Raw genomic sequence first — 23888 nt, forward strand, 5'->3', positions numbered from 1 at the left:
AACAAAAGAGCGACGAGGCCCGGCCTCGCGTGCCCCGGAGAGCCGTATGATGCCCGAAAAACCGGATATGGCACGCTATCTTGCTGCGGGTGATCGAGGCCTTCGGACTGACCAGCAACCCTCGCAAGGAGCTCCCGCCCGCCGTCGACGACGTCTCCCTCGAGGCGCGCGCGGGCCGCGTCACCGCACTGCTCGGAGCATCGGGCGCCGGCAAGACGACAGCGCTCAGACTCATGCTCGAACTCCAGCGCGGCCGCGGCCTCACCTGCTTCAGAGGCCGCCCCCTGCACCGCATCGCCCATCCCGCACGGGAGGTCGGCACAGTGCTGGGAGAGGTGCCGGGACATCCGGCCCGCACGGTTCGCGGCCATCTGCGCATGCTCTGTGCGGCGGCCGGAGTTCCCGTCCGGCGGGCCGACGAAGTCCTCGAGTCGGTCGGCCTCGTGAGTATGCGCGACGAACGCCTGGGCACCCTCTCCCGCGGCATGGACCGACGTCTCGGACTGGCCTGCGCACTGCTTCCCGACCCGCACACCCTGGTGCTCGACGACCCCGCCGGCGCCCTGTCCGCCCGTGAGGCCGGCTGGGTGCACGCCACGCTGCGCGCATACGCGTCCCACGGCGGGACCGTCCTGTTCAGCACGGCCGATCCCAAGGAGGCCGCGCGGACCGCCGATCACGTCGTGACGCTGGAGCGGGGCAGAGTCGTCGCCGACCAGGAAGCGGCGGAGTTCTCGCGCACCCGGCTGCGTCCCCGCGTCGCCGTGCGCACTCCGCACGCCGCACGACTGGCCGCGGTCCTGGTCAAAGAGGCGCGTGCGGGCCGACGTTCCGTCGAGGTCGTGCGCGAGGGTGGCAATCGCCTGGCGGTGTACGGCAGTACGTGCGCCGACATCGGTGACACCGCGTTCCGGCACAGGATCCTCGTACATCAACTGGCCGACGAGGTCGGAGACATGGGGCCGGGAGCCGGCGCGAAGCCCGCGCCCCGGCAGCACGAGGGTGACCCCGTGCCGTCTGCCGAGTCCAGGCCGTCGGCCGACGCCGCGGCGCAGTCGGCCCCCGGGAAGGCGCTCCCCGGCGCAGACGCCCCGCAGCCGCCACCGGAACCGGCGAAGCCCGGTGCTGCCGGCGAAGCGCCGCCCCCGGCTGTCGCGGCGCTGTCGGCGGTCGACGCCGCCGGGGAACCGGCGGCAGGCGCCGCCGGCGAGGGATTGCCGGAGGCGGCCGAGGACGGGGCACCGTCGGCGGGCGCCGACACCGAGGCATTGCCGACGGTCGACGACCCCGGGACACCGTCGGCAGGCACCGGCCCCGAGTCCCCGCCCGCCGCTGCCGAGCCCCGGCCGGGCACCCCCCGCCCGGCCCTGGACGGTCCCCGGCCCGGACCCGATGCCGCCCCGCTTCCGTCCGGCGGCCGTGAAACCGCCGACAGCGACGGCCGAGCCCGCCCCGCCCCGCACACAGTCACCGACACCCCGGCGCCCCACGACCCCCGCACACCGGACGCCCGCACGCCGGTCACCCGCTCCTCCCGACCCGACGCCGTTGGCCACCGGCCCTCCCCGCGCCGCCAAGCCTCCCTCACCCCTGCCCCGGCCCACACCAGGGAGGCGGCCTCCTCACTGCCGCCCCCCGTCACCGTCCGCGCCGCCCCCAGCCCGCTGAGACCGCTCCGCTACGAACTCCGCCGCGCGGCCGGCATCAGGACCGGTCTCGTCACCGGCGCCGTCGTCCTCGTGCTTTCCACCGTCACCGCCGTGGTCCTGGCGCGAGTCGGGCACACACCGCAGCCGCGCCTGCTGGCCGCGTGGCCGCGAGAGCTCCCGTTGCCGCCCGCGGCGCTCGGCGCGGGACTGCTCGGGGCGCTCGCCTCCGGCGACGAGTTCCGCCACCCCGCGCTGGCGGCGGACCGCGGCGCCGTCCCCCGGCGCCTCGGGCTGCTGACCGCGAAGCTCCTCGTCTCCGCGGCCACCGCGCTGGGGCTGGCCCTTCTCACCGTGGGCTGCAACGCCGAAGTGCTCCACCTGTTCTACGGACCGGAACTCGCCGGCGTTCCCGCCGACTGGCCCGCACTGGCCGCCGGTTGGCTCGCCCTCGTCGTCGGATGCGGCTGGGCGGGCGTGCTCGCCGCCGGTGTCTTCCGGTCCACCACGGCCGGGCTGGCCGCGGTGGTCGCCGTACCCGTACTCGTCGTGCCGCTCGTACAGAGGGTCTGGGACGGCCCGTCCGTACGGACCGCCGCCGGTCTCCCGATGAGGACGCGCGAGCTTCTCCTGACGACGTGGCCTTTCGGCGGCGAGCGGTATGTGGCCGAAGTGCTGCGCATGATCGCCCAACCCGTCGGCAGCGCACTGACGTTGTCCGTGACCGCTCTGCTCTGCGCATACCTGCTCATGACCCTGCGCAGCAGACCCCAATGACATCCGCCACACCCTTCCGGTCCGACCGTGCGCGCAACTCCCCGGGGAACGCCCATTTCTTTCCGATAAGGCGTCAATTGCGACGGGGTGAGCGATCACCCTTTCGTGTGCTTTTCACCAAAGACCTCAAGGGAGTTGGGAGCGACGCCGACAAAGGATGCGTGACTACCCTTGCGCACTCCATGATGACCGCCGCCCGCTCCGCCGACTCCGGCCTCACGAACCCGGGCGAACTCGACCGCTACCCCTACGCCGAGACGCCCGCCGTCGACCGCGTCGGGGCGCCCGCCTGGGAAGGGGTGGAGACCGAGCTGGGCCGCGTGGGCCGGCGCGCCACGGGCAGCCGTGGGCGCGGACTGCACGGGCAACTCGTCCAGCAGCTGGGACAGATGATCGTTTCCGGCGACCTGGGTGCCGACCGTCCGCTGGTGCCCGAGGAGATCGGCCAGCGTTTCGAGGTGTCCCGCACCGTGGTGCGCGAGTCCCTCCGTGTCCTGGAGGCCAAGGGCCTGGTCAGTGCCCGTCCGAACGTCGGTACGCGCGTGCGGCCCGTCAGTGACTGGAACCTGCTCGACCCGGACATCATCGAATGGCGCGCCTTCGGGCCGCAGCGCGACGATCAGCGCCGCGAGCTCAGTGAGCTGCGCTCGACGATCGAACCGCTCGCCGCGCGCCTGGCCGCCGGGCACGGGCGCGAGGAGGTGCAGCAGCGCCTGTCCGACATGGTCGGGATCATGGGCCACGCCATGCAGCAGGGCGACGCCCTGACCTTCTCGCGTGCCGATGCCGAGTTCCACACGCTCCTCATCCAGATCGCGGGCAACCGCATGCTGGACCACCTCTCCGGAATCGTCTCCGCGGCCCTGCACGTCTCCGGCGGCCCGGTCACGGGCTGTGACCGGCCGAACGACGTCTCCCTGGCGCAGCACGGGCGGATCGTCGACGCCCTCGCCACCGGGGACGGAGCGGCGGCCGAGGCGGCCATGCGCCAGCTTCTGACCGTCCACCCCGAGGTGGAGCGCGTGGTGCCCGCCCCGCGCGAGCACTGACCGCGTTCCGCCGGACCGGCGCGGGCCGGACACGCCAGACCCCTCCTATGGCAGTGGCCGGCCGGCGCGCCGCCACCCCGGACCCCGTGGAATCCGTCGCGATCCCACGGGGTCCGACGGTGCGATGAGAGGCTGAGCCTTCCGGTGTGGCCGGGTCGGAGCGCTCAGGCGACCCTTCTTATTCGTATCTGACCGGTTTTGAACGCTTACGGGGTGTGACTCGGGCCACGCGGATTGGGCGTAACGCTCGTGGGAACAACGCGATGACCTAAGAGGTGACAGCCGCGGAGGGAATACGGACGCCGTTCACGGCGCTGTGCAACTCCCCGGCCTCCGCCCGCGCCGTCGGCCCATTCCAAGCCGGCGGTCGGCCCCTGTCCGCCGTGGACGGGGCCGGAAGCCGTTTTCCAACGTTCCGAGAGGTTGTTCGTGTCGGCCAGCACATCCCGTACGCTCCCGCCGGAGATCGCCGAGTCCGTCTCTGTCATGGCGCTCATTGAGCGGGGAAAGGCTGAGGGGCAGATCGCCGGCGACGACGTGCGTCGGGCCTTCGAAGCTGACCAGATTCCGGCCACTCAGTGGAAGAACGTACTGCGCAGCCTCAACCAGATCCTCGAGGAAGAGGGTGTGACGCTGATGGTCAGTGCCGCGGAGCCCAAGCGCACCCGTAAGAGCGTCGCAGCGAAGAGTCCCGCCAAGCGGACCGCCACCAAGACGGTCGCGGCGAAGCCGGTGACCAGCAGGAAGGCCACGGCGCCCGCCGCCCCGGCCGCGCCTGCCACCGAAACCGGCGCCGTCGCCGAGGAAGAGGCTCAGGCGCCGGCCAAGAAGGCGGCTGCCAAGAAGACGACCGCGAAGAAGGCGGCCGCCAAGAAGACGACCGCCAAGAAGGCGGCGGCCAAGAAGACCACCGCCAAGAAGGACGACGCCGAGCTTCTCGAGGACGAGGCGATCGAGGAGCCGAAGGCCGCGACGGAGGAGCCCGAGGGCACCGAGAACGCGGGCTTCGTGCTGTCCGACGACGACGAGGACGACGCTCCCGCCCAGCAGGTCGCGGCGGCCGGCGCCACCGCCGACCCGGTCAAGGACTACCTCAAGCAGATCGGCAAGGTCCCCCTGCTCAACGCCGAGCAGGAGGTCGAGCTCGCCAAGCGCATCGAGGCGGGTCTGTTCGCCGAGGACAAGCTGGCGAACTCCGACAAGCTCGCCCCCAAGCTCAAGCGCGAGCTGGAGATCATCGCCGAGGACGGCCGCCGCGCCAAGAACCACCTCCTGGAGGCCAACCTCCGCCTGGTGGTCTCCCTGGCCAAGCGCTACACCGGCCGCGGCATGCTCTTCCTGGACCTCATCCAGGAGGGCAACCTCGGTCTGATCCGCGCGGTGGAGAAGTTCGACTACACCAAGGGCTACAAGTTCTCCACGTACGCCACCTGGTGGATCCGTCAGGCGATCACCCGCGCGATGGCCGACCAGGCCCGCACCATCCGCATCCCGGTGCACATGGTCGAGGTCATCAACAAGCTCGCGCGTGTGCAGCGCCAGATGCTCCAGGACCTGGGCCGCGAGCCCACCCCGGAGGAGCTGGCCAAGGAACTCGACATGACCCCGGAGAAGGTCATCGAGGTCCAGAAGTACGGCCGCGAGCCCATCTCCCTGCACACCCCGCTGGGCGAGGACGGCGACAGCGAGTTCGGTGACCTCATCGAGGACTCCGAGGCGGTCGTCCCGGCCGACGCGGTCAGCTTCACGCTGCTGCAGGAGCAGCTGCACTCCGTCCTCGACACCCTGTCCGAGCGCGAGGCGGGCGTCGTGTCCATGCGCTTCGGTCTCACCGACGGTCAGCCGAAGACCCTCGACGAGATCGGCAAGGTGTACGGCGTCACGCGTGAGCGGATCCGTCAGATCGAGTCGAAGACGATGTCGAAGCTGCGTCACCCGTCGCGCTCCCAGGTGCTGCGCGACTACCTCGACTAGATCGCGATCGCAGAGCGACAAGGCCCGGTTCCACCAGGCTTCCGTTCTAGTGGTCGTCGCAACACCCCAGTTCAGGGGATGCGATGGACTTCAAGATCCGGGAGTTGCGGACCGTAGCTCAGGGACGCAAGAAGCTGCTGCGTGAGCGGGAGGCATACTTCCAGCTCATGCAGCAGGGCCTGAGCAACAACGAGGCATGCCAGATCGTCGGCATCAACCCGAAGACCGGCCGACGATGGCGCAACGGGCGCAGCGCCGACCGCAAGCAGAAGGCGGCACCGCCGGTCCGACCGGCGGTGCCGCCTTCTGGCGCATCCCGGTACCTGTGCGACGACGACCGGATCTACATCGCCGACCGGCTGCGGGAGAAGGCCACGATCCGGTCGATCGCCGCTGAACTGGGCCGTAGCCCGTCCACCATCAGCAGGGAGATACGCCGGAACCGGACTGTGGGGACCCGCGGTCAGTGGCACTACCGTCCGCACGCCGCCCAGGCCCGGGCCGATGCACGCCGCCCCCGCCCCAAGCCCGGGAAGATCGGCCAGAACCCCGAACTGCGTGCCTTCGTACAGAACCATCTGGACCTACGGTGGAGCCCTGAGCAGATCTGCCAGGCCCTGCGCGCCCGCTTCCCCGACCGGCCGGAGATGCACGTGGTCCACGAGACCGTCTACCAGGCCCTCTACGTCCAGGGCCGGGGCGAACTACGCCGCGAACTCGCCAAGGCACTGCGAACCGGACGGGTCCGGCGCAAGCCCCGGCGGCAGGCTCAGCAGCGCCAGTCCCGCTTCCGCGACCCCATGGTGATGATCAGCGAACGGCCCGCAGAGGCCGAGGACCGGGCGGTGCCCGGCCACTGGGAGGGCGACCTGATCATCGGCAGGGACGGCGCCTCCGCCATCGGCACCCTCGTCGAACGCTCCACCCGCTACGTCCTGCTGCTGCACCTGCCGAACGGCCGGGGCACGGAGCGGGTCCGCGACGCCCTGGTCGAGACGGTCCAGACGCTGCCGGCCCACCTGAAGCGGTCCCTGACCTGGGACCAGGGCAGCGAGATGGGACGCCACCGCGAGTTCACCGTCGCGACCGACATCCCGGTCTACTTCTGCGATCCGGCCAGTCCTTGGCAGCGCGGCTCGAACGAGAACACGAACGGCCTGCTGCGGCAGTACTTCCCCAAAGGCACCGACCTGTCCGTCCACGCCCGTGAGCACCTGGCCGCCGTCGCCGCCGAACTCAACAGCCGCCCACGCAAAACGCTCGGCTGGGAAACCCCAGCCGAGCGCCTGCATAAACTGCTCACGGCCTGATCAACACGACCACGTGTTGCAACGACCCCTAGAAAGCGCCAGGTGGGGAACCGGGCCTTCGCCTTGCACAGCGGGTGCGCGCCGGGTCGGGCTGGATCACTCTGGGTGTTCCATCACCACCAGGAGTGAGGAGCCTGCATGCGTCGCCTCTTTGCCCGGGCGCTGGCCCGGCCGCTGGTCCTGGCGGCCGCGGCGACCGCGATACCGCTCGCGTCCGCCGCGCCCGCATCCGCCGACAGCATCGTCGTCGGGGGCTTTCCGGTCGAAGTGTCCGACAGCCCGTGGACCGTCGCCCTGTCCAGTCGTGACCGGTTCGGAGGTACGCGGGCGGGACAATTCTGCGGGGGAGTGGCCGTCGGCCGCACCACCGTCCTCACGGCGGCCCACTGCCTGGCCGAGGAGGTTCTCGGCTCGCCGCCCGAGCAGGTGCGTGACCTGAGAATCATCGCCGGCCGCACCGACCTGCTCTCCGATGAGGGCCGGGAGATCCCCGTCCGCGACGTCTGGGTGAACCCGGCGCACGACGCCGTCAGCAATGCCGGCGACTTCGCGGTGCTCACTCTGTCGGAAGCCCTGCCCGCCGGCTCCGCCATAGGGATGGCGGCCGAGGGCGATCCCGCCTACGGGCCCGACACGGGCGCACTCGTCTACGGATGGGGCGACACGTCGGGAGCCGGGGACTACGCCAACAGCCTGCGGGCGGCGCGCGTACGGGTGCTGCCCGACGCGGCGTGCGAGCGGGCGTACCCGGGGAGCGACGACGGACGCTATCTCGCGGGCACCATGCTCTGCGCCGGTGAGGAAGCCGGCGGCCGCGACGCCTGCCAGGGGGACAGCGGTGGACCGCTGGTCGCCCAGGGGAGACTCATCGGACTCGTGTCCTGGGGGAGCGGCTGCGGGCGCCCGGGCAGCCCCGGGGTGTACACACGCGTCTCCGCCGTCCTGCGGACGCTGGGGTGGGACAACCCAGCCGCGCGGCAGTCAGAGGGGGCCTGACAGCCTTCCGAAGCCCGCCGGGCACGCGCACGGGCGGCCACCCCTCGGCTGGAGGGGCGGCCGCCCGTTGACCGGCTTGTGCCGGGTCGGCTCGTCGTCGGGCGCGTCGCGTCAGCGCTCTTCCTCGGAGGAGGATCCCGGAACGGCGGTGAGCCGCTCCGTCTCGTCCTGTATCTCAGCGGCGATCTTCTTGAGTTCCGGCTCGAACTTGCGCCCGTGGTGGGCGCAGAAGAGCAGTTCTCCGCCGCTCAGCAGGACGACGCGCAGGTATGCCTGGGCGCCGCAGCGGTCGCAGCGATCAGCGGCCGTCAGCGGGCTTGCGGAAGTCAGAACAGTAGTCACGTCGCCTCTTCTCTAGCTCGACGAGCTGTCGTACCAGGGTCAACATCCAACCAGCCCCAAAACGTTCCCGCTCGTGGCTATTCCTCGAAAAAAATTTCCGAGGTGGCCGGCTGTTGCCGGTTGGCGGCGAATGTGCCGTATTGCGTGTCTGTGTGTCGTACGGGTTCGCGCAGTCGGTCAGTGTCGGTCCCGCCGGCTGGGTTGCCGGTTTGTTCATGAGGACGTGCCCGGAGCCTAAATGGTTCATGCCTCGATGGGAACGTGATGTGTACTTCACCCCATCGAGGGATCGAACAAGCATGCGACGCTGGACTAGGGTGAGTCTTCGACGAGGGTGGCGTTACAACGGCTCTACCAGGCCTCGGTACCCTCTGACCGGTGAACCGAGCCGCGCCCTTACCCAGCGGGGCCCCATCTGAAATTCAGCGAGGAGCGAACCGCGTGACCGCCGAGACATCCGTGCCGTCCACTGCGCTGCTGGCAGGAGCAGACCGGGACGGATCCAATTACACCGCGCGGCACCTGCTCGTCCTCGAGGGTCTCGAGGCCGTGCGCAAGCGTCCGGGCATGTACATCGGATCGACCGACAGCCGTGGCCTGATGCACTGCCTGTGGGAGATCATCGACAACTCCGTCGACGAGGCCCTCGGTGGCTACTGCGACCACATCGAGGTGATCCTCCACGACGACGCGTCGGTGGAGGTCCGGGACAACGGCCGGGGCATCCCGGTCGACGTCGAGCCGAAGACCGGCCTGTCCGGCGTCGAGGTCGTCATGACCAAGCTGCACGCCGGAGGCAAGTTCGGCGGCGGCTCCTACGCCGCCTCCGGCGGTCTGCACGGCGTCGGCGCCTCCGTGGTGAACGCCCTGTCCAGCCGGCTGGACATCGAGGTGGACCGCGGCGGGTACACGCACGCCATCAGCTTCCGCCGCGGTGTCCCCGGCGCGTTCACGGGGGCGGGCCCGGAGGCCAAGTTCGAGGCCGGGAGCGGACTGCGCAAGGCCAAGAAGAAGATGCCCAAGACCCGCACCGGCACGCGCGTGCGGTACTGGGCCGACCGGCAGATCTTCCTGAAGGACGCCAAGCTCTCCCTGGACCACCTGCACCAGCGGGCCCGCCAGACCGCCTTCCTGGTCCCGGGGCTGACCATCGTCGTCCGGGACGAGTTCGGCCTCGGCGACGGCGGCAGCAAGGGCGAGGAGTCCTTCCGCTTCGACGGCGGCATCAGCGAGTTCTGCGAGTTCCTGGCCAGTGACAGGCCCGTCTGCGACGTCCTCCGCTTCAGTGGGCAGGGCAGTTTCAAGGAGACGGTCCCCGTCCTCGACGAGCACGGCCAGATGACACCCACCGAGGTCACGCGCGAGCTCGGCGTCGACGTCGCGATGCGCTGGGGCACCGGGTACGACACCACGCTCAAGTCGTTCGTCAACATCATCGCCACGCCCAAGGGCGGCACCCACGTCGCCGGCTTCGAGCAGGCGGTGGCCAGGACGATGAACGAGGCGCTGCGGACCAAGAAGCTGCTGCGGGTGGCCGAGGACGACATCGTCAAGGACGACGCCCTGGAGGGCCTCACGGCGGTCGTGACGGTCCGGCTCGCCGAGCCCCAGTTCGAGGGGCAGACCAAGGAGGTCCTCGGCACCTCGGCGGCCCGCCGCATCGTGAACAACGTCATCAGCAAGGAACTGAAGGCGTTCCTGACCTCCACCAAGCGCGACGCGGCCCAGCAGGCCCGCGTGGTCATGGAGAAGGCCGTCGCCGCGGCCCGCACCCGCATCGCGGCCCGCCAGCACAAGGACGCCCAGCGCCGCAAGACGGCCCTGGAGTCGTCCTCGCTGCCCGCGAAGCTCGCCGACTGCCGCAGCGACGACGTCGACCGCAGCGAGCTGTTCATCGTCGAGGGAGACTCCGCGCTGGGCACGGCGAAGCTCGCCCGGAACTCCGAGTTCCAGGCGCTGCTGCCGATCCGCGGCAAGATCCTCAACGTCCAGAAGTCGTCCGTGACCGACATGCTGAAGAACGCCGAGTGCGGCGCGATCATCCAGGTCATAGGAGCCGGTTCGGGCCGTACCTTCGACATCGACGCGGCCCGCTACGGCAAGATCATCATGATGACCGACGCCGATGTGGACGGCTCCCACATCCGCACCCTCCTGCTGACCCTGTTCCACCGCTACATGCGGCCCATGGTCGAAGCGGGCCGGGTCTTCGCCGCGGTGCCCCCGCTGCACCGCATCGAGCTCATCCAGCCCAAGAAGGGCCAGGACAAGTACGTCTACACGTACTCGGACCGGGAGCTGCGCGACAAGCTCATGGAGTTCCAGAGCAAGGGCGTCCGGTACAAGGACTCCATCCAGCGCTACAAGGGCCTGGGCGAGATGGACGCCGACCAGCTGGCGGAGACGACGATGGACCCGCGGCGCCGTACCCTGCGCCGGATCAACCTCACCGATCTGGAATCCGCGGAGCAGGTCTTCGACCTGCTCATGGGCAACGACGTCGCTCCCCGCAAGGAGTTCATCTCCAGCTCGGCGGCGACGCTGGACCGGTCGCGCATCGACGCGTGACCGTGCGTGACGCGTGCCTCCTGAGCCGTGGATCAGGAGGCGCGGTCACCTGATGGGGTGAAGTGCCGAGGGAAGAAGAGTCGGGGATCTTCCCGTTCTGTCCATCCTTGGGCATGCAGTCAAGCAACGACCCGTCCTGCGCCGAGGCGTCCGGGAGCCCGGGCTACGACGACCCGTGGTACGACGCCCTCGCCTCCGGCTGGGGCGAGTCGGCCGGCGCCGGTGCCCCCGAGCCGGTGGCGGTGCCGCCGATGCGCGCGGAACCGGCCCCGGCGCCGCCGCGGGACGCGGCCGACGTCTACCTGGAGGTGCAGCGCAGCGCGGCCTTCCAGGAGGTCCGCAGCCGCTACCGGCGGTTCGTGGTGCCGGCGGTGGCCGCCTTCTTCGCCTGGTACATCGCGTACGTGGTGACCGCCACCACGGCGCCCGAGCTGATGGCCCGGCCGGTGGCGGGGGCGGTCAACGTGGCGATGCTCGCCGGGCTCGGCCAGTTCCTCACCACCTTCCTGCTCACCTGGGCGTACGCCCGGCACGCGAGGCTGCGCCGAGACCGGGCCGCGCTCGAACTGCGCTGGGACACCCAGGAACTGACACGCGGTGTGCGGGGCGATGCGTCGTGACCGGTGACCACCAGACGCTGGCGCTGCTGCTGTTCAGCACGTTCGTCGCCGTCACACTGGGGATCACGACGTGGGTGAGCCGTCACCGGCACGGCTCGGCGGAGGAGTTCTACGCGGGCGGCCGCTTGTTCTCCCCGATGGAGAATGGTTTTGCCATCGCCGGCGACTACATGTCGGCGGCCTCCTTCCTCGGCATCTCAGGAGTCATCGCGCTCTACGGCTACGACGGGATGCTCTACTCGGTGGGCTTCCTGGTCGCCTGGCTCGTCGTGCTGTTCCTCGTCGCGGAACTGGTGCGCAACTGCGGGAGGTTCACCCTCGCGGACGTCGTGGCGGCACGGATGCGCGAGCGGCCGGTCCGGATCGCCGCCGGAACGTCCTCCGTCACCGTGTCCGTCATGTACCTGGTGGCACAGATGGTGGGCGCCGGCAGCCTGGTCGCCCTGCTGCTCGGCGGCACGAGCGAGGCGGCGCGCACCTGGACCGTCATCGGCGTCGGCGCCCTGATGGTGATCTACGTGTCGCTGGGCGGGATGCGGGCCACCACCTGGATCCAGATCGTGAAGGCGGTGCTGCTGCTCGGCGGCACCGTGGCCCTGACCACGCTGGTGCTGGTGCGCTTCCACGGCGACGTCGACCGGCTGCTGCGCACGGCGGCCGAGCGCAGTGGCCACGGCGAGGCGTTCCTCGCACCCGGACTGGCGTACGGCGGGGACTGGACCTCGCGCTTCGACTTCATCAGCCTGGGACTCGCCCTGGTGCTGGGCACGGCGGGGCTGCCGCACATCCTGTCCCGCTTCTACACGGTGCCCACCGCCCGGGCCGCGAGGCGGTCGGTCGTCTGGTCGATCGGTCTCATCGGAGGCTTCTACCTGATGACGATCGTGCTCGGCTTCGGCGCGGCGGCCCTGGTCGGCCCCGACGCGGTACGGGCCTCGAACGCCGCCGGGAACACGGCCGTCCCCCTGCTCGCCCTCGACCTGGGCGGCGGCGCGGGATCCACCGGGGGCACGGTGCTGTTCGCGGTCGTGGCCGCCGTCGCCTTCGCCACCATCCTCGCGGTGGTCGCGGGCATCACCCTGGCCTCCTCGGCGTCCGTGGCCCACGACCTGTACGCGTCCCTGCGGCGCCGGAACGCCGAGCCGCGCAGCGAGGTCGCCGTGGCACGTGTCGCCGCCGTCGCCATCGGCGCGGTCGCGATCGCGCTCGGCCTGCTCGCCCGGGACCTCAACGTCGCGTTCCTGGTGGGCCTCGCCTTCGCCGTCGCCGCGTCCGCAAACCTGCCGGTGCTGCTCTACTCGCTGTTCTGGCGCGGCTTCACCACGCGCGGCGCCGTATGGGCCGTCTACGGCGGCCTCGTCCCCGCCGTGGTGCTGGTCCTGCTGTCGCCCGTGGTGTCGGGCAGCCCGCAGTCGCTGTTCCCGGGCGTCGACTTCCAGTACTTCCCGTTGCAGAACCCCGGTCTCGTGTCGATCCCGCTGGGCTTCCTGGCCGGGTGGATCGGCACGGTCACCTCAGCCGAGGTCCCGGACGAGGCCAGGCACGCCGAGACCGAGGTGCGGTCACTGACCGGGGCGGGGGCCGTGTAGGAGACGGCGGTACTGTCTTGCCTCAGGCGCGGGTCGCCCACACGTAACGGTGCTCCGGGCGGCCCGCGTCGCCGTACTTGAGGGTCAGCCTGGCCCGCCCGGTACGCTCCAGAAGCTTCAGATAGCGCTGGGCGGTCTGTCGGCTCACTCCGGTCCGTTCGGCGATCTCCTGGGCGGAGAGCGCACCGTCGGCCTTCATCAGGCACTGGCGCACCAGCTCGGCGGTGGTGGGGGAGTGCCCCTTGGGCAGTCCCGGCTCCGACGGCGCCGACAGCGCGCCGAAGATCCGGTCCACCTCCGCCTGCTCCGCCTCGCCTCCGCCGTCGAGCGTGCGCCGCAGTTCCGCGTACGCCTCCAGCTTGGCGCGCAGCCCCGCGAAGGAGAACGGCTTGACCAGGTACTGCAGCGCACCGTGCCGCATCGCCGCCTGGACGGTCGCCACGTCCCGCGCCGCCGTCACCATGATCACGTCGGTCTGGTGGCCGCGGCGCCGCATCTCCTGGACGACCTCCAGGCCGGTGCGGTCGGGCAGGTAGTGATCCAGCAGGATCAGGTCCACGCGGGGCAGTGTCTCCACGCCCCGCAGGGCCTCCAGCGCGTTGTGCGCCTGCCCGGCGACGTGGAAGCCCGGTACCTTCTCGACGTAGGCGGCGTTGACCCGCGCGACCCGCGTGTCGTCGTCCACGACCAGGACCTCGATCATCGGGACTCCTCCTTGGCAGCGGTGTTCACGTGGGCGGCGACGGCAGGGGCGGCGGGGGCGGGCCCGCCGTCCGGCTGGGCCGGGAGCGGTTCGACCGGGTCCCGTTCCGTCAGGGCTTCGGGCAGTACGACGACGAACTCCGCGCCACCGCCGTGCGCCTCGCCGACGGTGGCACTGCCGCCCTGGCGCTCGGCGAGCCTGCGCACCAGCGACAACCCGATGCCCCGCTGCCGGTGTGCCGGCGGCTCCTTGGTGGACCAGCCCGTCGTGAACACGAGCTCGCGGTGTTCCGCGGGGATGCCGGGCCCGGTGTCGCGCACCCGGAGCGTGGCCGCGCGTCCCCGCGCTCGCAACTCGACCTCCACGCGCGCGTGCGGCGTACCCGCGACGGCGTCGAGCGCGTTGTCGACCAGGTTGCCGACGATGGTGACGAGCCCCCGGGAGTCGACCAGGCGGTCCGGCAGTCGCGTCCGCTCCGACACCCACAGGGCGACCCCGCGTTCGGTCGCCACGGTCGCCTTGCCGACCAGCAGCGCGGCGAGGAGCGGGTCCTCGATGCGCTCAGTGATCTGCTCGGCGGTGACCCGGTGATCGCCCACCACCTCGCCGATGAACTCCACGGCGTCGTCGTACATCTCCAGTTCCAGCAGTCCCAGCAGGGTGTGCATGCGGTTGGCGTGCTCGTGGTCCTGCGCGCGCAGGGCGTCGATCAGGCCGCGCGTCGAGTCCAGCTCCCGTCCGAGCTGTTCCAGCTCGGTGCGGTCGCGCAGGGTGGCGACGGCGCCCCCGTCGTCGGTCGGCATCCGGTTGGCGACGAGAACCCGCTGGCCGCGCACGGTCAGCAGGTCGGTCCCGGTCACCCGGCCGGCCAGGACGTCGGCTGTGCGTCCGGCGCCCAGCGCCTCGTCGGGGGAGTGGCCGACGGCCTCCCCGCCGATGCCCAGCAGGCGCTGCGCCTCGTCGTTGAGCAGGCGCACCCTGCCGCCGCGGTCCAGGGCGACGACGCCCTCCCGGATGCCGTGCAGCATCGCCTCGCGCTCCGCCAGCAGCCCCGCGATGTCCGAGAAGGCCAGGTCCCGCGTCTGCCGCTGCACCCGGCGGGAGATGAGCCAGGCGGCCAGCGCGCCGACGGCCAGGGCGCCGCCGGCGTACGCGAACAGCCCGGGGATGGCGTGGATCAGCCGCGCCCGGACACTGTCGTACGCGATACCCACCGACACCGCGCCGACGATGTCGCCCTCGCCGTCGCGCAGCGGCACCTTGCCGCGCGCGGAGCGGCCCAGTGTGCCGTCGTCGATCTCCATGACCTCGCGTCCGGCCAGGGCCTGCCCCGGATCGGTGGAGACGACCTCGCCGACCCGCTCCGGATCGGTGTGCGACCAGCGCACGCCCCGCCGGTCCATCACGACGACGTACTCCGCCCCCGTGGCCTCACGGATCCGCTCCGACTCCCGCTGCACCGGGCCGCTCGCGGTCGGCGCGGTGTCGCGCAGGTCCCGGACGATCTGGGGCTGCTGTGCGGTGGTCTGCGCGATCGCGAGGGCCCGGCGCATCGCCTGGTCGTCCAGCTGGTCGCCGAGCGGCGCCAGGAACAGGCCGGTCGCGAGCACGGCGACCCCCGCGGCGATCGCCAGCTGCATCAGCAGCACCTGCGAGAACACCCGCCGGGGCAGGCCGAGGCGCAGGCGGCGGGCGGGGGGAGCGGAACTCATACCCATGACGGTACGTGGGCGTGGCGACGTGCCGTAGAGGGGTGTGGCGCGGATCTCCCGAGCGCCTGACGTGCGTGTCCCGGCAGGGCGCACCGGGTCGGCCGGTGCCTCACGCTCCGGCCCGGCCGTCAGCTCGCGAGCGCCGCCGTCACCGCCAGTTCGCGTACCGCCGTGACCTCCATCCGCGCGGGCGAGCCCAGCACCGACGCCGCGCAGCTCTCCGGACGCGGCGGTGCCGCCGCACTCTGCACGACGGTGACCCGCCAGTGCCGTCCGTCGGTGTGGGCCACGGTCACCTCCCAGCGGGGGGCCGCACCGTCCGTCCGCACGACGTCCAGTGCCTGCGCCGCGTCCTCGTCGACGGCCGCGCGCACGGCCAGCTCGGCGGCCTGCCCCGGACGCTCCCACGCGGAGTTCCCACGGCAGTCCTCGACCACGATCCGTCCCTGGCGCGCACTGTGCAGGACCTCCTTGACCGCGTGACCCTGGACCCGCCCGTAGGCGTAGCCGTGCGGCAGCACCAGTACGGTCGGCGAGAAGCGGTGACCACCCAGATGGGTGACCTCCCAGACGTCCCCGTCACCGGAAGCGGCGAGTTCCGCCGCGAGCGGCCGGCCGAGGAGTGCGCAGCACCGGTCGCGTTTGCCGTTGGTGCAGACGAGGGCGAGCGGATCGCCCAGGTGGGGAGCGCCGTCGAGCACCGAGTCGAAGGCGCGGCGGTCACCCTTGCCGAGCGCGGCGAGATCGAGGTCGAGCAGCCGGCGTGGGTCGGTGAGCGTGGTGCCGTGCAACCACACGTTCCCGGGCACGGTGTGGGCCGCGTACACCCGGCGTTCGGAAAGGGTGTGGCGGTCCGCGTGGCGTCCGGGCCTGCGGATGAGCGCGACGCGTACGCCCGTGCCCTTCACGGCCGCCTCCAGGGCGCGCCCCAGCGCGGGATCCAGGTGGCTCGACGTCAGCGCCTTGGCGCCCCACGGGCCGGGCTGCTCCAGCAGCAGCCAGGTCCTCGCGACGGGCGCGGTGCCCGCGACGGGTTCGTCGAGGTTCCGGGAGACGGATGAGCACGTACTCACAGAGGTGAGCCTAACCTGACTTGCGCCGCCGCGACTTCCAGCCGCGCTCGGCACTACTCCGGCAGTGGCTGAGGCGGCCGGGGCCCCGAGTAGAGCCCGCTCGGCCGCATGCGCAGCGGCCGCTCCCCGTACTCCTCCAGCGCGTGGGCGATCCAGCCCGCCGTCCGGGCGACGGCGAAGATCGTCTCGGCGGCGGTGGAGGACATGCCGCAGGACGAGGTGAGCACTCCGAGCGCCAGATCGACGTTGGCGTGCAGCGGGGTGTGGCGGGCGGCGGTCGCCTGGACGTCGCGGGCCGCCGCCAGGGCGGGGGCCGCCCGGGGGATGTCCTCCAGGAGGGCGAAGAGCGCACGCGCGCGTGGGTCCTCGCCGGGATACAGGCGGTGACCCAGTCCGGGGACGCGGCGACCCGCCCTCAGCTCCTCGGCGACCACCGGCGCAGCGCTGCCCCGGTCGAGCACCTCCAGCAGCAGCCGGTGGGCGAGTCCGCCCGCCGCGCCGTGCAGCGGACCCTCGATCACGCCGAGGCCCGCGGACACGGCCGCGTAGGCGTGCGCCCGGGCCGACGCGGCCACGCGCACGGCGAGCGTGGAGGCGGCCAGGTCGTGGTCGACGAGCAGCGCGAGCGCCGTGTCGAGAGCACGCAGCGACGCCTCGTCCGCGGGGAGTCCGCTGAGCCGCGTCCACAGGCGGTGGGCGAGCGGGCCCCGGTCGTGCCCGGCGTGCCGCACCGGGGGAAGGGCGGCGACGAGGGTGGGGACGAGGGTGCGCGCGGTGCCCAGCACGGCTTCCTCGGACAGGTCGAAGCGGAGCGGGTCCGCGGCCGCCGCGGCGACGACGGCGACGCGCAGGCGGTCGGCGGGCCCCGCGTGTTCGGGCAGGGCGTCGACGGCTCGCCGGGCGGCTGCCATGGAGGCCTCGGGCGCGGTGAACTCGATGCCGGGTCGCATCCGGCCCGTCCACAGCCACTCGGCGACCTCCTCGTAGCTGTGGCGCGCGGCCAGTTCCACCGCGTCGACGCCCCGGAAGTAGAACCGGTCCTTCTCGATGAGCGTGATGCGCGTGCGGACGGCAGGCTCCTGGCCGGGGGCGGGGGCCGTGCCGCTTTCGCGCCGGTGGCGGCGGGCGAGCGCCCGCACCTCCCCGGCGTCGAACGTGCTGCCCCGGCCCCCGGGCGTGCGCCGGCTGCCGAGCAGGCCGCGGCTGACGTACGCGTAGACGGTCTCGGGTTTCACCCCTAGCAGTTCGGCCGCCTCCCTGGTGGTCAGGCGGTGCTCGCCGTCGGCGGGGCGGCCGGGTTCGTGATCGCGCATGGGGGTCACCGTATCGACTCCGGGGGATGGACTTGACCCGTACATTGATTTAATCAATGTTGACAGACTTTACATCAACTATGGACAGTGGAACTCAAGTCCAGGGAGGTAATCGTGACCGTGAACAGAACCGCATCCGCCGCTCCGCTCGTGGAGGTGCCGCGAGGGCTCGCGGGTGTCGTGGTGGCCGACACCGAGGTCGGTGATGTGCGAGGGCGGGAGGGGTTCTACCACTACCGCCAGTACTCGGCCGTCGAGCTCGCCGAGCGCAGGTCTTTCGAGGACGTCTGGCATCTCCTGGTCCACGGCGCGCTGCCGGACGCGCGGCGCGGCGCCGCGTTCGCCGCCGAGACCGCGGCACTGCGGCGGCTCCCCGGGACGGTGCGCTCGGCACTGCCCGCCATCGCGGCCGCCGGCGGGCGCTCCGGCCCGCTCGCCGGAATGCGCACTGCCCTGTCGCTGCTGGGCGCGGCCCAGGGCTTCGGGCCCGTCTACGACCTGCCGGCCGAGCGGCGCCGCCAAGACACGCTGCTGGCCGCCGCGGCCGTACCGACGCTGCTCACCGCGCTGTACCGGCTGGGACGCGGGCTCGAGCCGGTGGAGCCCCGTGAGGACCTTCCCTATGCCGCCAACTACCTCTACATGCTGACCGGTTCGGAGCCGGACCAGGAGCGCGCACGGGCGATCGAGCAGTACTTGATCTCCACCATTGACCACGGATTCAACGCGTCAACCTTCACCGCGCGGGTCATCGCTTCGACGGGGGCGGACGTCGCGGCCTGCCTGGCAGGCGCGGTGGCGGCCTTGTCCGGACCGCTTCACGGCGGGGCGCCCAGCCGTGCGCTGGACACCCTGGACGCGATCGGCACGCCCGACCGCATCGACTCCTGGATCCGCGAGCGGGTGCTCGCCGGCGACCGCATCATGGGCTTCGGTCACGCGGTCTACCGCACGGAGGATCCACGCTCGCGGATGCTCCGTGGGGTGGCGCGGCGGTTCGGAGGCCCGCGCGTGGAGTTCGCCGTCGAGGTGGAGCGACAGGTCGAGGCGATCCTCGCGGAGCTGAAACCGGGGCGCGAGCTGCACACGAACGTCGAGTTCTACGCGGGCGTGGTCATGGAACTGTGCGGTCTGCCGCGCGAGATGTTCACGCCGACCTTCGCGGCGGCGCGGGTGGTGGGCTGGAGCGCGAACATCCTGGAACAGGCGCGGGACTCGAAGATCATCCGCCCTGCGGCACGGTATGTGGGGCCGGGCGCGCCGGTCGGGGTGCCCGCGGCAGGCTGAGCATACGAGCGGCCTGGTGCCGTTCGGGCGCCAGGCCTCAGCGGAGGGGCGTCGAGCGGGGGCGGGGTTCCGCACTGCTCGGCGATGGGGCTTCCGGCACGGGCGGCGGTGGACACGGCCGGAGACGTGGGCGGTTCAGGCGTCGGGGATGTCGGCCTTGGCGCGGATCAGGGTTTCCCGGCTGATGACCACGATGCGTTCGTAGTCCGCGCGAGAGGCATCGGCGGGGAGCTCACGTTCCAGCGCCTCGGTGGCCTCCGTGCCGATCACGGCGAAGTTGCCGTCACTCAGCTCGAAGAGATCCGGGCAATTGGCTCCCGAGGTGCTGCCACGCGAGCTTGGAGGCACACCGATGCGGCGCACGATTTTCAAGGGGTACCGGTCCTTACGCAGACTGGGCACACTGTCGGCAGCACGTTACTGGAAGTTCAAGGCGTGGGAGGCGTCCCCACCACCCACCACTCGTCCGTGTCGGCCTCGTCCAGATCCTTGATGAGGCCGTCCACCATCGCGCCGATCCGGGTCTCGTCGGCGGACGCCTTCAGTGTCGCGCGCTGCGCCTTCGACGCTTCCCAGTACTCCCGCATCAGCGGTGTCTGGAAGATCTCACGCAGACGTCCGAACAGCTCCTCGTGGTCCATCAGGCCCGCCTCGTAGACGTGGAAGAGGTTGACGTACCACGCGTTGGCGTAGAAGAACTGGCGCCGCTTCTCGGCGGGAATGTCCTTGTCGTAGGTGTCGATCACCGCGGCCAGGGACGGGTCGTCGATCGCCCGCGCGAGCAGTTCCCAGTGCATGCGCTGCTGGTGGGCCAGCGCCCGGCGCCGGGTGGCCAGTTCTTCCAGTTCCAGCCGCTTCACTTCGAGGCGCTGTGCCTCCAGCCGCCGCTGCCGCGCGGCCAACGCCACTCCGGCCGTGGCGAACAGCATGCCCGCCGCGGCGGAGCCGAACCTCCCCGTGATCTTCTTCCGTGTGACCATGTCAACCCCCGAATCAGGCGACCGCCCGCCGGTCGTCGAGTGCGGGTCGGCTGACGGGGACCGGCGAGCGATGGGCGGCGCTTGCCGCCTCCGGAGTGCCGAGCTGCGCTGATCGGCGGGGAGGCGGAGAGGAGGCGCACGGAGGGAAGCGAGGGTCGCACACTCCGGCGCCTTGTCCAGACGTCTGCCCAGCGAGTGGTGCTAACAATCGTTCACACCGCGTCGGCCGCGTCGGCTCGTATCCTGATCAGGCAATTCCGTACGTGGATGTACGCCTTGCCACGGGCCGGCGTACGCGTGGTGGAGAGAGAGGTCGCACGGTGGGGCAGCCCCCGACTCCGCAGCAGATCCCGGTCGTCGTACTCGCCGGATTCCTCGGCTCCGGGAAAACCACGCTCCTCAACCACCTCCTGCACCGCAGCGGAGGCAGCCGTATCGGCGCCATCGTCAACGACTTCGGGTCGATCGAGATCGACGCGATGGCCGTGGCCGGCGCACTCGGCGACTCCACCGTGTCGCTCGGCAACGGCTGCCTGTGCTGTGCGGTCGACGCGACCGAACTCGACGGGTACCTGGAGCGGCTCGCACGGCCCGAGACCGGCATCGACGTGATCGTCATCGAGGCCAGCGGCCTCGCCGAGCCGCAGGAACTCGTGCGCATGCTGCTCGCCAGCGACCAGCCGGGCGTCGTCTACGGCGGGCTGGTCGAGGTCGTCGACGCCGCCGAGTTCGACGCCACGCGCGCGAAGCACCCCGAGATCGACCGGCACCTGGCCCTTGCCGACCTGGTCGTCGTCAACAAGACCGACCGGGCCCCGGACGCCGAACGCGTGCTCGCGCTCGTCCGCTCGCTCGCCGACCGCGCCGCCGTCGTGCCCGCGACCTACGGCCGCATCGATCCCGAGTTCCTCTACGACTGCCGTCCGAGCGAGGAGCGCGTAGGACAGCTGTCCTTCGACGACCTGCACGACCACTCCGCGCACGGCGCGTACGCCGAACACCTGCACGCCGCCTACGACACCCTGTCGTTCGTCTCCGACCTCCCGCTCGACCCGCGCGGACTCATGCGGTTCCTCGACAGCCGCCCCGAGGGCCTGTACCGGATCAAGGGCTACGTCGACTTCGGCCCGTACGACTCGCGCAACCGCTACGCCGTCCACGCCGTCGGACGCTTCCTGCGCTTCTACCCCGAGCCCTGGCCCCCCGGCGAGCCCCGCCGCACCCAGCTGGTGCTCATCGGCTCCGGCATCGACGCCCCTGCCCTCGGCAGACGACTCGACGCGTGCCGCAGGGGCGCCGACGCCCCACCCGCCGACGAGCACGGCATGTGGGGCGTCCTTCGCTACGTACTGGACCCCGAGGGGGCGGAGCAGAGCGGCGAGGAGCCGCCGCTCATGCCCTGATCACACCTGACCTCCTCGTCAGGCCGGACCCGCCACCACCGAAACCGTCTTCGGCAGCGACACGCCCGAGCCGTCGCGGCGCGGGTCGATCTCCGGGAGCTGGGCCGGGGAGCCGTTCTTCTGCGCGGCGAGCGCCGGGACGGCTCCGGCCCAGGCGAACGCCAGGCAGTCCTCGCCCTTCAGGAACCGCTGGCAGCGCACGCCACCCGTGGCGCGGCCCTTGCGCGGGTACTGGTCGAAGGGGGTGAGCTTGGCCGTGGTCTGGACGGAGTCGTCCAGCGTGCCGCGCGAACCGGCGACCGTGAAGACCACCGCGTCCGCGGCCGGGTCCACCGCCGTGAAGGAGATGACCTTCACGCCCTCGGCGAGCTTGACGCCCGCCACGCCGCCCGCCGGACGGCCCTGCGGACGGACCTGGGAGGCCTGGTAGCGCAGCAGTTGGGCGTCGTCGGTGATGAAGACCAGGTCCTCCTCGCCGGTGCGCAGCTCGGCGCCGCCGACGATCCGGTCGCCGTCCCTGAGGGTGATGACCTCCAGCTCGTCCTTGTGGGACGGATAGTCGGGCACCACTCGCTTGACCACGCCCTGTTCCGTGCCGATCGCCAGCCCCGGCGACGACTCGTCCAAGGTGGTCAGGCAGATGACCGTCTCGTCGTCCTCCAGGGACACGAACTCCGCGAGCGGCGCGCCGCCCGAGAGGTTCGGCGTCGGCATGGACTCAGGGAGCTGGGGCAGGTCCACCACGTTCACCCGCAGCAGCCGCCCGCCGGAGGTCACCACGCCCACCTCGCCGCGTGCCGTGGCGGGCACCGCCGAGACGATCAGGTCGTGCTTGACCCGCTTGGCCTTGGCGTCCGTGACCAGGGGCTCGTCGTTCACCGTGCGGGCGAGCAGACCGGTCGAGGACAGCAGCACCCGGCACGGGTCGTCCGCCACCTGGAGCGGAACGGCGGCGACCGGCGCCCCGGACGACTCCAGCAGGACCGTGCGGCGGTCGGTGCCGAACTTCTTGGCGACCGCGGCCAGTTCGGCCGAGACCAGCTTGCGCAGCTCCGCGTCCGAGTCGAGGATCCGGGTCAGCTCCTCGATCTCCGCGTTGAGCCGGTCCTTCTCGGCCTCCAGCTCGATGCGGTCGTACTTGGTGAGCCGGCGCAGCGGCGTGTCCAGGATGTACTGGGTCTGGACCTCGCTCAGCGAGAAGCGCTCCATCAGGCGCTGCTTGGCCTCGGCCGAGTTCTCGCTGGAGCGGATGAGACGGATGACCTCGTCGATGTCCACCAGCGCGACGAGCAGGCCCTCGACCAGGTGCAGACGGTCCCGGCGCTTGCCTCGGCGGAACTCGCTGCGGCGCCGCACCACGTTGAAGCGGTGGTCGAGGTAGACCTCCAGCAGCTCCCTGAGGCCCAGGGTGAGGGGCTGGCCGTCCACCAGGGCGACGTTGTTGATGCCGAAGGACTCCTCCATCGGCGTCAGCTTGTAGAGCTGTTCGAGGACCGCCTCGGGCACGAAGCCGTTCTTGATCTCGATGACCAGGCGCAGACCGTGCTCGCGGTCGGTGAGGTCCTTGACGTCCGCGATGCCCTGGAGCTTCTTCGAGCCGACCAGGTCCTTGATCTTCGCGATGACCTTCTCGGGGCCGACCGCGAAGGGCAGCTCGGTGACGACGAGGCCCTTGCGGCGGGCCGTGACGGTCTCCACGGACACCGTCGCGCGGATCTTGAACGTGCCGCGGCCGGTCTCGTAGGCGTCCCGGATGCCGGGCAGGCCGACGATCCGGCCGCCGGTGGGCAGGTCGGGGCCCGGCACGTGCTTCATCAGCGCGTCCAGGTCTGCGTTCGGGTACCGGATGAGGTGCCGGGCGGCCGCGATGACCTCGCGCAGGTTGTGCGGCGGCATGTTCGTGGCCATGCCGACCGCAATGCCGGAGGCGCCGTTGACCAGCAGGTTGGGGAAGGCGGCGGGCAGCGCCACCGGCTCCTGCTCCTGGCCGTCGTAGTTCGGGCCGAAGTCGACGGTGTCCTCGTCGATGGACTCCGTCATCAGGCCGGCGGCATCGGCCATCCGGCACTCGGTGTACCGCATGGCGGCCGGCGGGTCGTCGTTGCCCAGCGAGCCGAAGTTGCCGTGGCCGTCCACCAGGGGCACGCGCATCGAGAAGGACTGGGCCATGCGCACCAGGGCGTCGTAGATCGACGCGTCGCCGTGCGGGTGCAGCTTGCCCATGACCTCGCCGACGACGCGGGCGCACTTCACGTAACCGCGCTCGGGCCTGAGGCCCATCTCGTTCATCTGGTAGACGATGCGGCGGTGCACGGGCTTGAGGCCGTCCCGGGCGTCCGGCAGCGCACGGGAGTAGATGACCGAGTACGCGTACTCGAGGAAGGAGCCCTGCATCTCGTCGACGACGTCGATGTCGAGGATCTTCTCCTCGTACGAGTCGTCGGGCGGCGGGGTCTTCGTACTACGGCGGGCCATCGCTGCCGGCTCCTTGCTGAAGCGTGAACGGTGATCTGACGCGGTCCATTGTGGACCGCGGCACTGACAGC

General features: G+C 71.3%; 18 protein-coding genes. 10 read left to right on the forward strand and 8 right to left on the reverse strand.

The genetic code is table 11. The features are described from left to right. Window positions 1–89 precede the first annotated feature (89 nt). The 5 genes from KUM03_RS08120 (at window position 90) to KUM03_RS08140 (ending at window position 7752) form a co-directional block, all read left to right on the forward strand. The gene (locus tag KUM03_RS08120; protein WP_217246342.1) at window positions 90–2423 is read left to right on the forward strand and encodes an ATP-binding cassette domain-containing protein; all 2334 of its coding nucleotides are present in this window, start codon (window positions 90–92) and stop codon (window positions 2421–2423) included. A gap of 161 nt (window positions 2424–2584) precedes the next feature. Next, window positions 2585–3472: a sporulation transcriptional regulator WhiH gene (whiH, locus tag KUM03_RS08125; RefSeq protein ID WP_073731767.1), complete on the forward strand. Its 888-nt coding sequence runs from the start codon at window positions 2585–2587 to the stop codon at window positions 3470–3472. Between the two features lie 429 nt (window positions 3473–3901). Then, a complete protein-coding gene (locus KUM03_RS08130; RefSeq protein ID WP_217246343.1) occupies window positions 3902–5446 on the forward strand; it encodes an RNA polymerase sigma factor in 1545 nt (514 codons plus the stop codon). Window positions 5447–5529: 83 nt separating this feature from the next. Beyond that, the gene (locus KUM03_RS08135; protein ID WP_217246344.1) at window positions 5530–6756 is read left to right on the forward strand and encodes an IS30 family transposase; all 1227 of its coding nucleotides are present in this window, start codon (window positions 5530–5532) and stop codon (window positions 6754–6756) included. 138 nt (window positions 6757–6894) lie between these two features. Beyond that, window positions 6895–7752, forward strand: coding sequence for a trypsin-like serine protease (locus KUM03_RS08140; RefSeq protein ID WP_217246345.1), 858 nt, complete (start codon window positions 6895–6897; stop codon window positions 7750–7752). A gap of 111 nt (window positions 7753–7863) precedes the next feature. On the opposite strand, the gene KUM03_RS08145 is transcribed toward KUM03_RS08140, so the two are convergent. Further along, window positions 7864–8094, reverse strand: coding sequence for a hypothetical protein (locus KUM03_RS08145; RefSeq protein WP_019325822.1), 231 nt, complete (start codon window positions 8092–8094; stop codon window positions 7864–7866). Between the two features lie 441 nt (window positions 8095–8535). Between KUM03_RS08145 and KUM03_RS08150 the strand changes: the two genes are divergently transcribed. The 3 genes from KUM03_RS08150 (at window position 8536) to KUM03_RS08160 (ending at window position 12871) form a co-directional block, all read left to right on the forward strand. After that, a complete protein-coding gene (locus tag KUM03_RS08150; RefSeq protein WP_217246346.1) occupies window positions 8536–10662 on the forward strand; it encodes a type IIA DNA topoisomerase subunit B in 2127 nt (708 codons plus the stop codon). A 113-nt stretch (window positions 10663–10775) separates the two neighbouring features. Beyond that, window positions 10776–11282, forward strand: a complete 507-nt coding sequence (locus tag KUM03_RS08155; RefSeq protein ID WP_217246347.1) for a DUF485 domain-containing protein — start codon at window positions 10776–10778, stop codon at window positions 11280–11282. Beyond that, the gene (locus KUM03_RS08160; RefSeq protein WP_217246348.1) at window positions 11279–12871 is read left to right on the forward strand and encodes a cation acetate symporter; all 1593 of its coding nucleotides are present in this window, start codon (window positions 11279–11281) and stop codon (window positions 12869–12871) included. Before KUM03_RS08155 ends, KUM03_RS08160 begins: the two co-directional genes overlap by 4 nt. A 22-nt stretch (window positions 12872–12893) precedes the next feature. On the opposite strand, the gene KUM03_RS08165 is transcribed toward KUM03_RS08160, so the two are convergent. From KUM03_RS08165 to KUM03_RS08180, 4 genes are all read right to left on the reverse strand, one after another. Next, window positions 12894–13574 carry a response regulator gene (locus KUM03_RS08165; RefSeq protein ID WP_217246349.1) on the reverse strand — a complete coding sequence of 227 codons (681 nt, stop codon included), beginning with the start codon at window positions 13572–13574 and terminating at the stop codon, window positions 12894–12896. Further along, window positions 13571–15286: a sensor histidine kinase gene (locus tag KUM03_RS08170; protein ID WP_217246350.1), complete on the reverse strand. Its 1716-nt coding sequence runs from the start codon at window positions 15284–15286 to the stop codon at window positions 13571–13573. Before KUM03_RS08170 ends, KUM03_RS08165 begins: the two co-directional genes overlap by 4 nt. Before the next feature lie 128 nt (window positions 15287–15414). Then, entirely contained in the window at window positions 15415–16359 is a 945-nt protein-coding gene (locus tag KUM03_RS08175) for a sucrase ferredoxin (RefSeq protein WP_217246351.1), read from the reverse strand. Between the two features lie 53 nt (window positions 16360–16412). Beyond that, the gene (locus KUM03_RS08180; protein ID WP_217246352.1) at window positions 16413–17672 is read right to left on the reverse strand and encodes a citrate synthase; all 1260 of its coding nucleotides are present in this window, start codon (window positions 17670–17672) and stop codon (window positions 16413–16415) included. Between the two features lie 114 nt (window positions 17673–17786). On the opposite strand from KUM03_RS08180, the gene KUM03_RS08185 reads away from it, so the two are divergent. After that, complete coding sequence (locus tag KUM03_RS08185) at window positions 17787–18959, forward strand: citrate synthase/methylcitrate synthase (RefSeq protein WP_217246353.1); 1173 nt, start codon at window positions 17787–17789, stop codon at window positions 18957–18959. 135 nt (window positions 18960–19094) lie between these two features. On the opposite strand, the gene KUM03_RS08190 is transcribed toward KUM03_RS08185, so the two are convergent. Then, complete coding sequence (locus KUM03_RS08190) at window positions 19095–19331, reverse strand: hypothetical protein (protein ID WP_079187841.1); 237 nt, start codon at window positions 19329–19331, stop codon at window positions 19095–19097. A gap of 56 nt (window positions 19332–19387) precedes the next feature. Further along, entirely contained in the window at window positions 19388–19939 is a 552-nt protein-coding gene (locus tag KUM03_RS08195) for a DUF6082 family protein (RefSeq protein ID WP_217246354.1), read from the reverse strand. Window positions 19940–20259: 320 nt separating this feature from the next. Here KUM03_RS08195 and KUM03_RS08200 point away from each other — a divergent pair, with 320 nt between their 5' ends. Then, on the forward strand, window positions 20260–21342 hold the full coding sequence (locus KUM03_RS08200) for a GTP-binding protein (protein WP_217246355.1): 1083 nt from the start codon (window positions 20260–20262) through the stop codon (window positions 21340–21342). A gap of 18 nt (window positions 21343–21360) precedes the next feature. Here the strand turns inward: KUM03_RS08200 and KUM03_RS08205 are convergent, their stop codons facing one another. Continuing rightward, window positions 21361–23817, reverse strand: coding sequence for a DNA topoisomerase (ATP-hydrolyzing) subunit A (locus KUM03_RS08205; protein ID WP_217246356.1), 2457 nt, complete (start codon window positions 23815–23817; stop codon window positions 21361–21363). Window positions 23818–23888 lie beyond the last annotated feature (71 nt).

The organism is Streptomyces sp. AC602_WCS936 (assembly GCF_019049125.1).
Classification (GTDB): domain Bacteria; phylum Actinomycetota; class Actinomycetes; order Streptomycetales; family Streptomycetaceae; genus Streptomyces.

Coding starts and splice junctions, on each gene's coding strand:
- KUM03_RS08165 (WP_217246349.1), bottom strand. CDS start 13,574: ATGATCGAGGTCCTGGTCGTGGACGACGACACGCGGGTCGCGCGGGTC.
- KUM03_RS08140 (WP_217246345.1), top strand. CDS start 6,895: ATGCGTCGCCTCTTTGCCCGGGCGCTGGCCCGGCCGCTGGTCCTGGCG.
- KUM03_RS08205 (WP_217246356.1), bottom strand. CDS start 23,817: ATGGCCCGCCGTAGTACGAAGACCCCGCCGCCCGACGACTCGTACGAG.
- KUM03_RS08135 (WP_217246344.1), top strand. CDS start 5,530: ATGGACTTCAAGATCCGGGAGTTGCGGACCGTAGCTCAGGGACGCAAG.
- KUM03_RS08155 (WP_217246347.1), top strand. CDS start 10,776: ATGCAGTCAAGCAACGACCCGTCCTGCGCCGAGGCGTCCGGGAGCCCG.
- KUM03_RS08195 (WP_217246354.1), bottom strand. CDS start 19,939: ATGGTCACACGGAAGAAGATCACGGGGAGGTTCGGCTCCGCCGCGGCG.
- KUM03_RS08170 (WP_217246350.1), bottom strand. CDS start 15,286: ATGAGTTCCGCTCCCCCCGCCCGCCGCCTGCGCCTCGGCCTGCCCCGG.
- KUM03_RS08180 (WP_217246352.1), bottom strand. CDS start 17,672: ATGCGCGATCACGAACCCGGCCGCCCCGCCGACGGCGAGCACCGCCTG.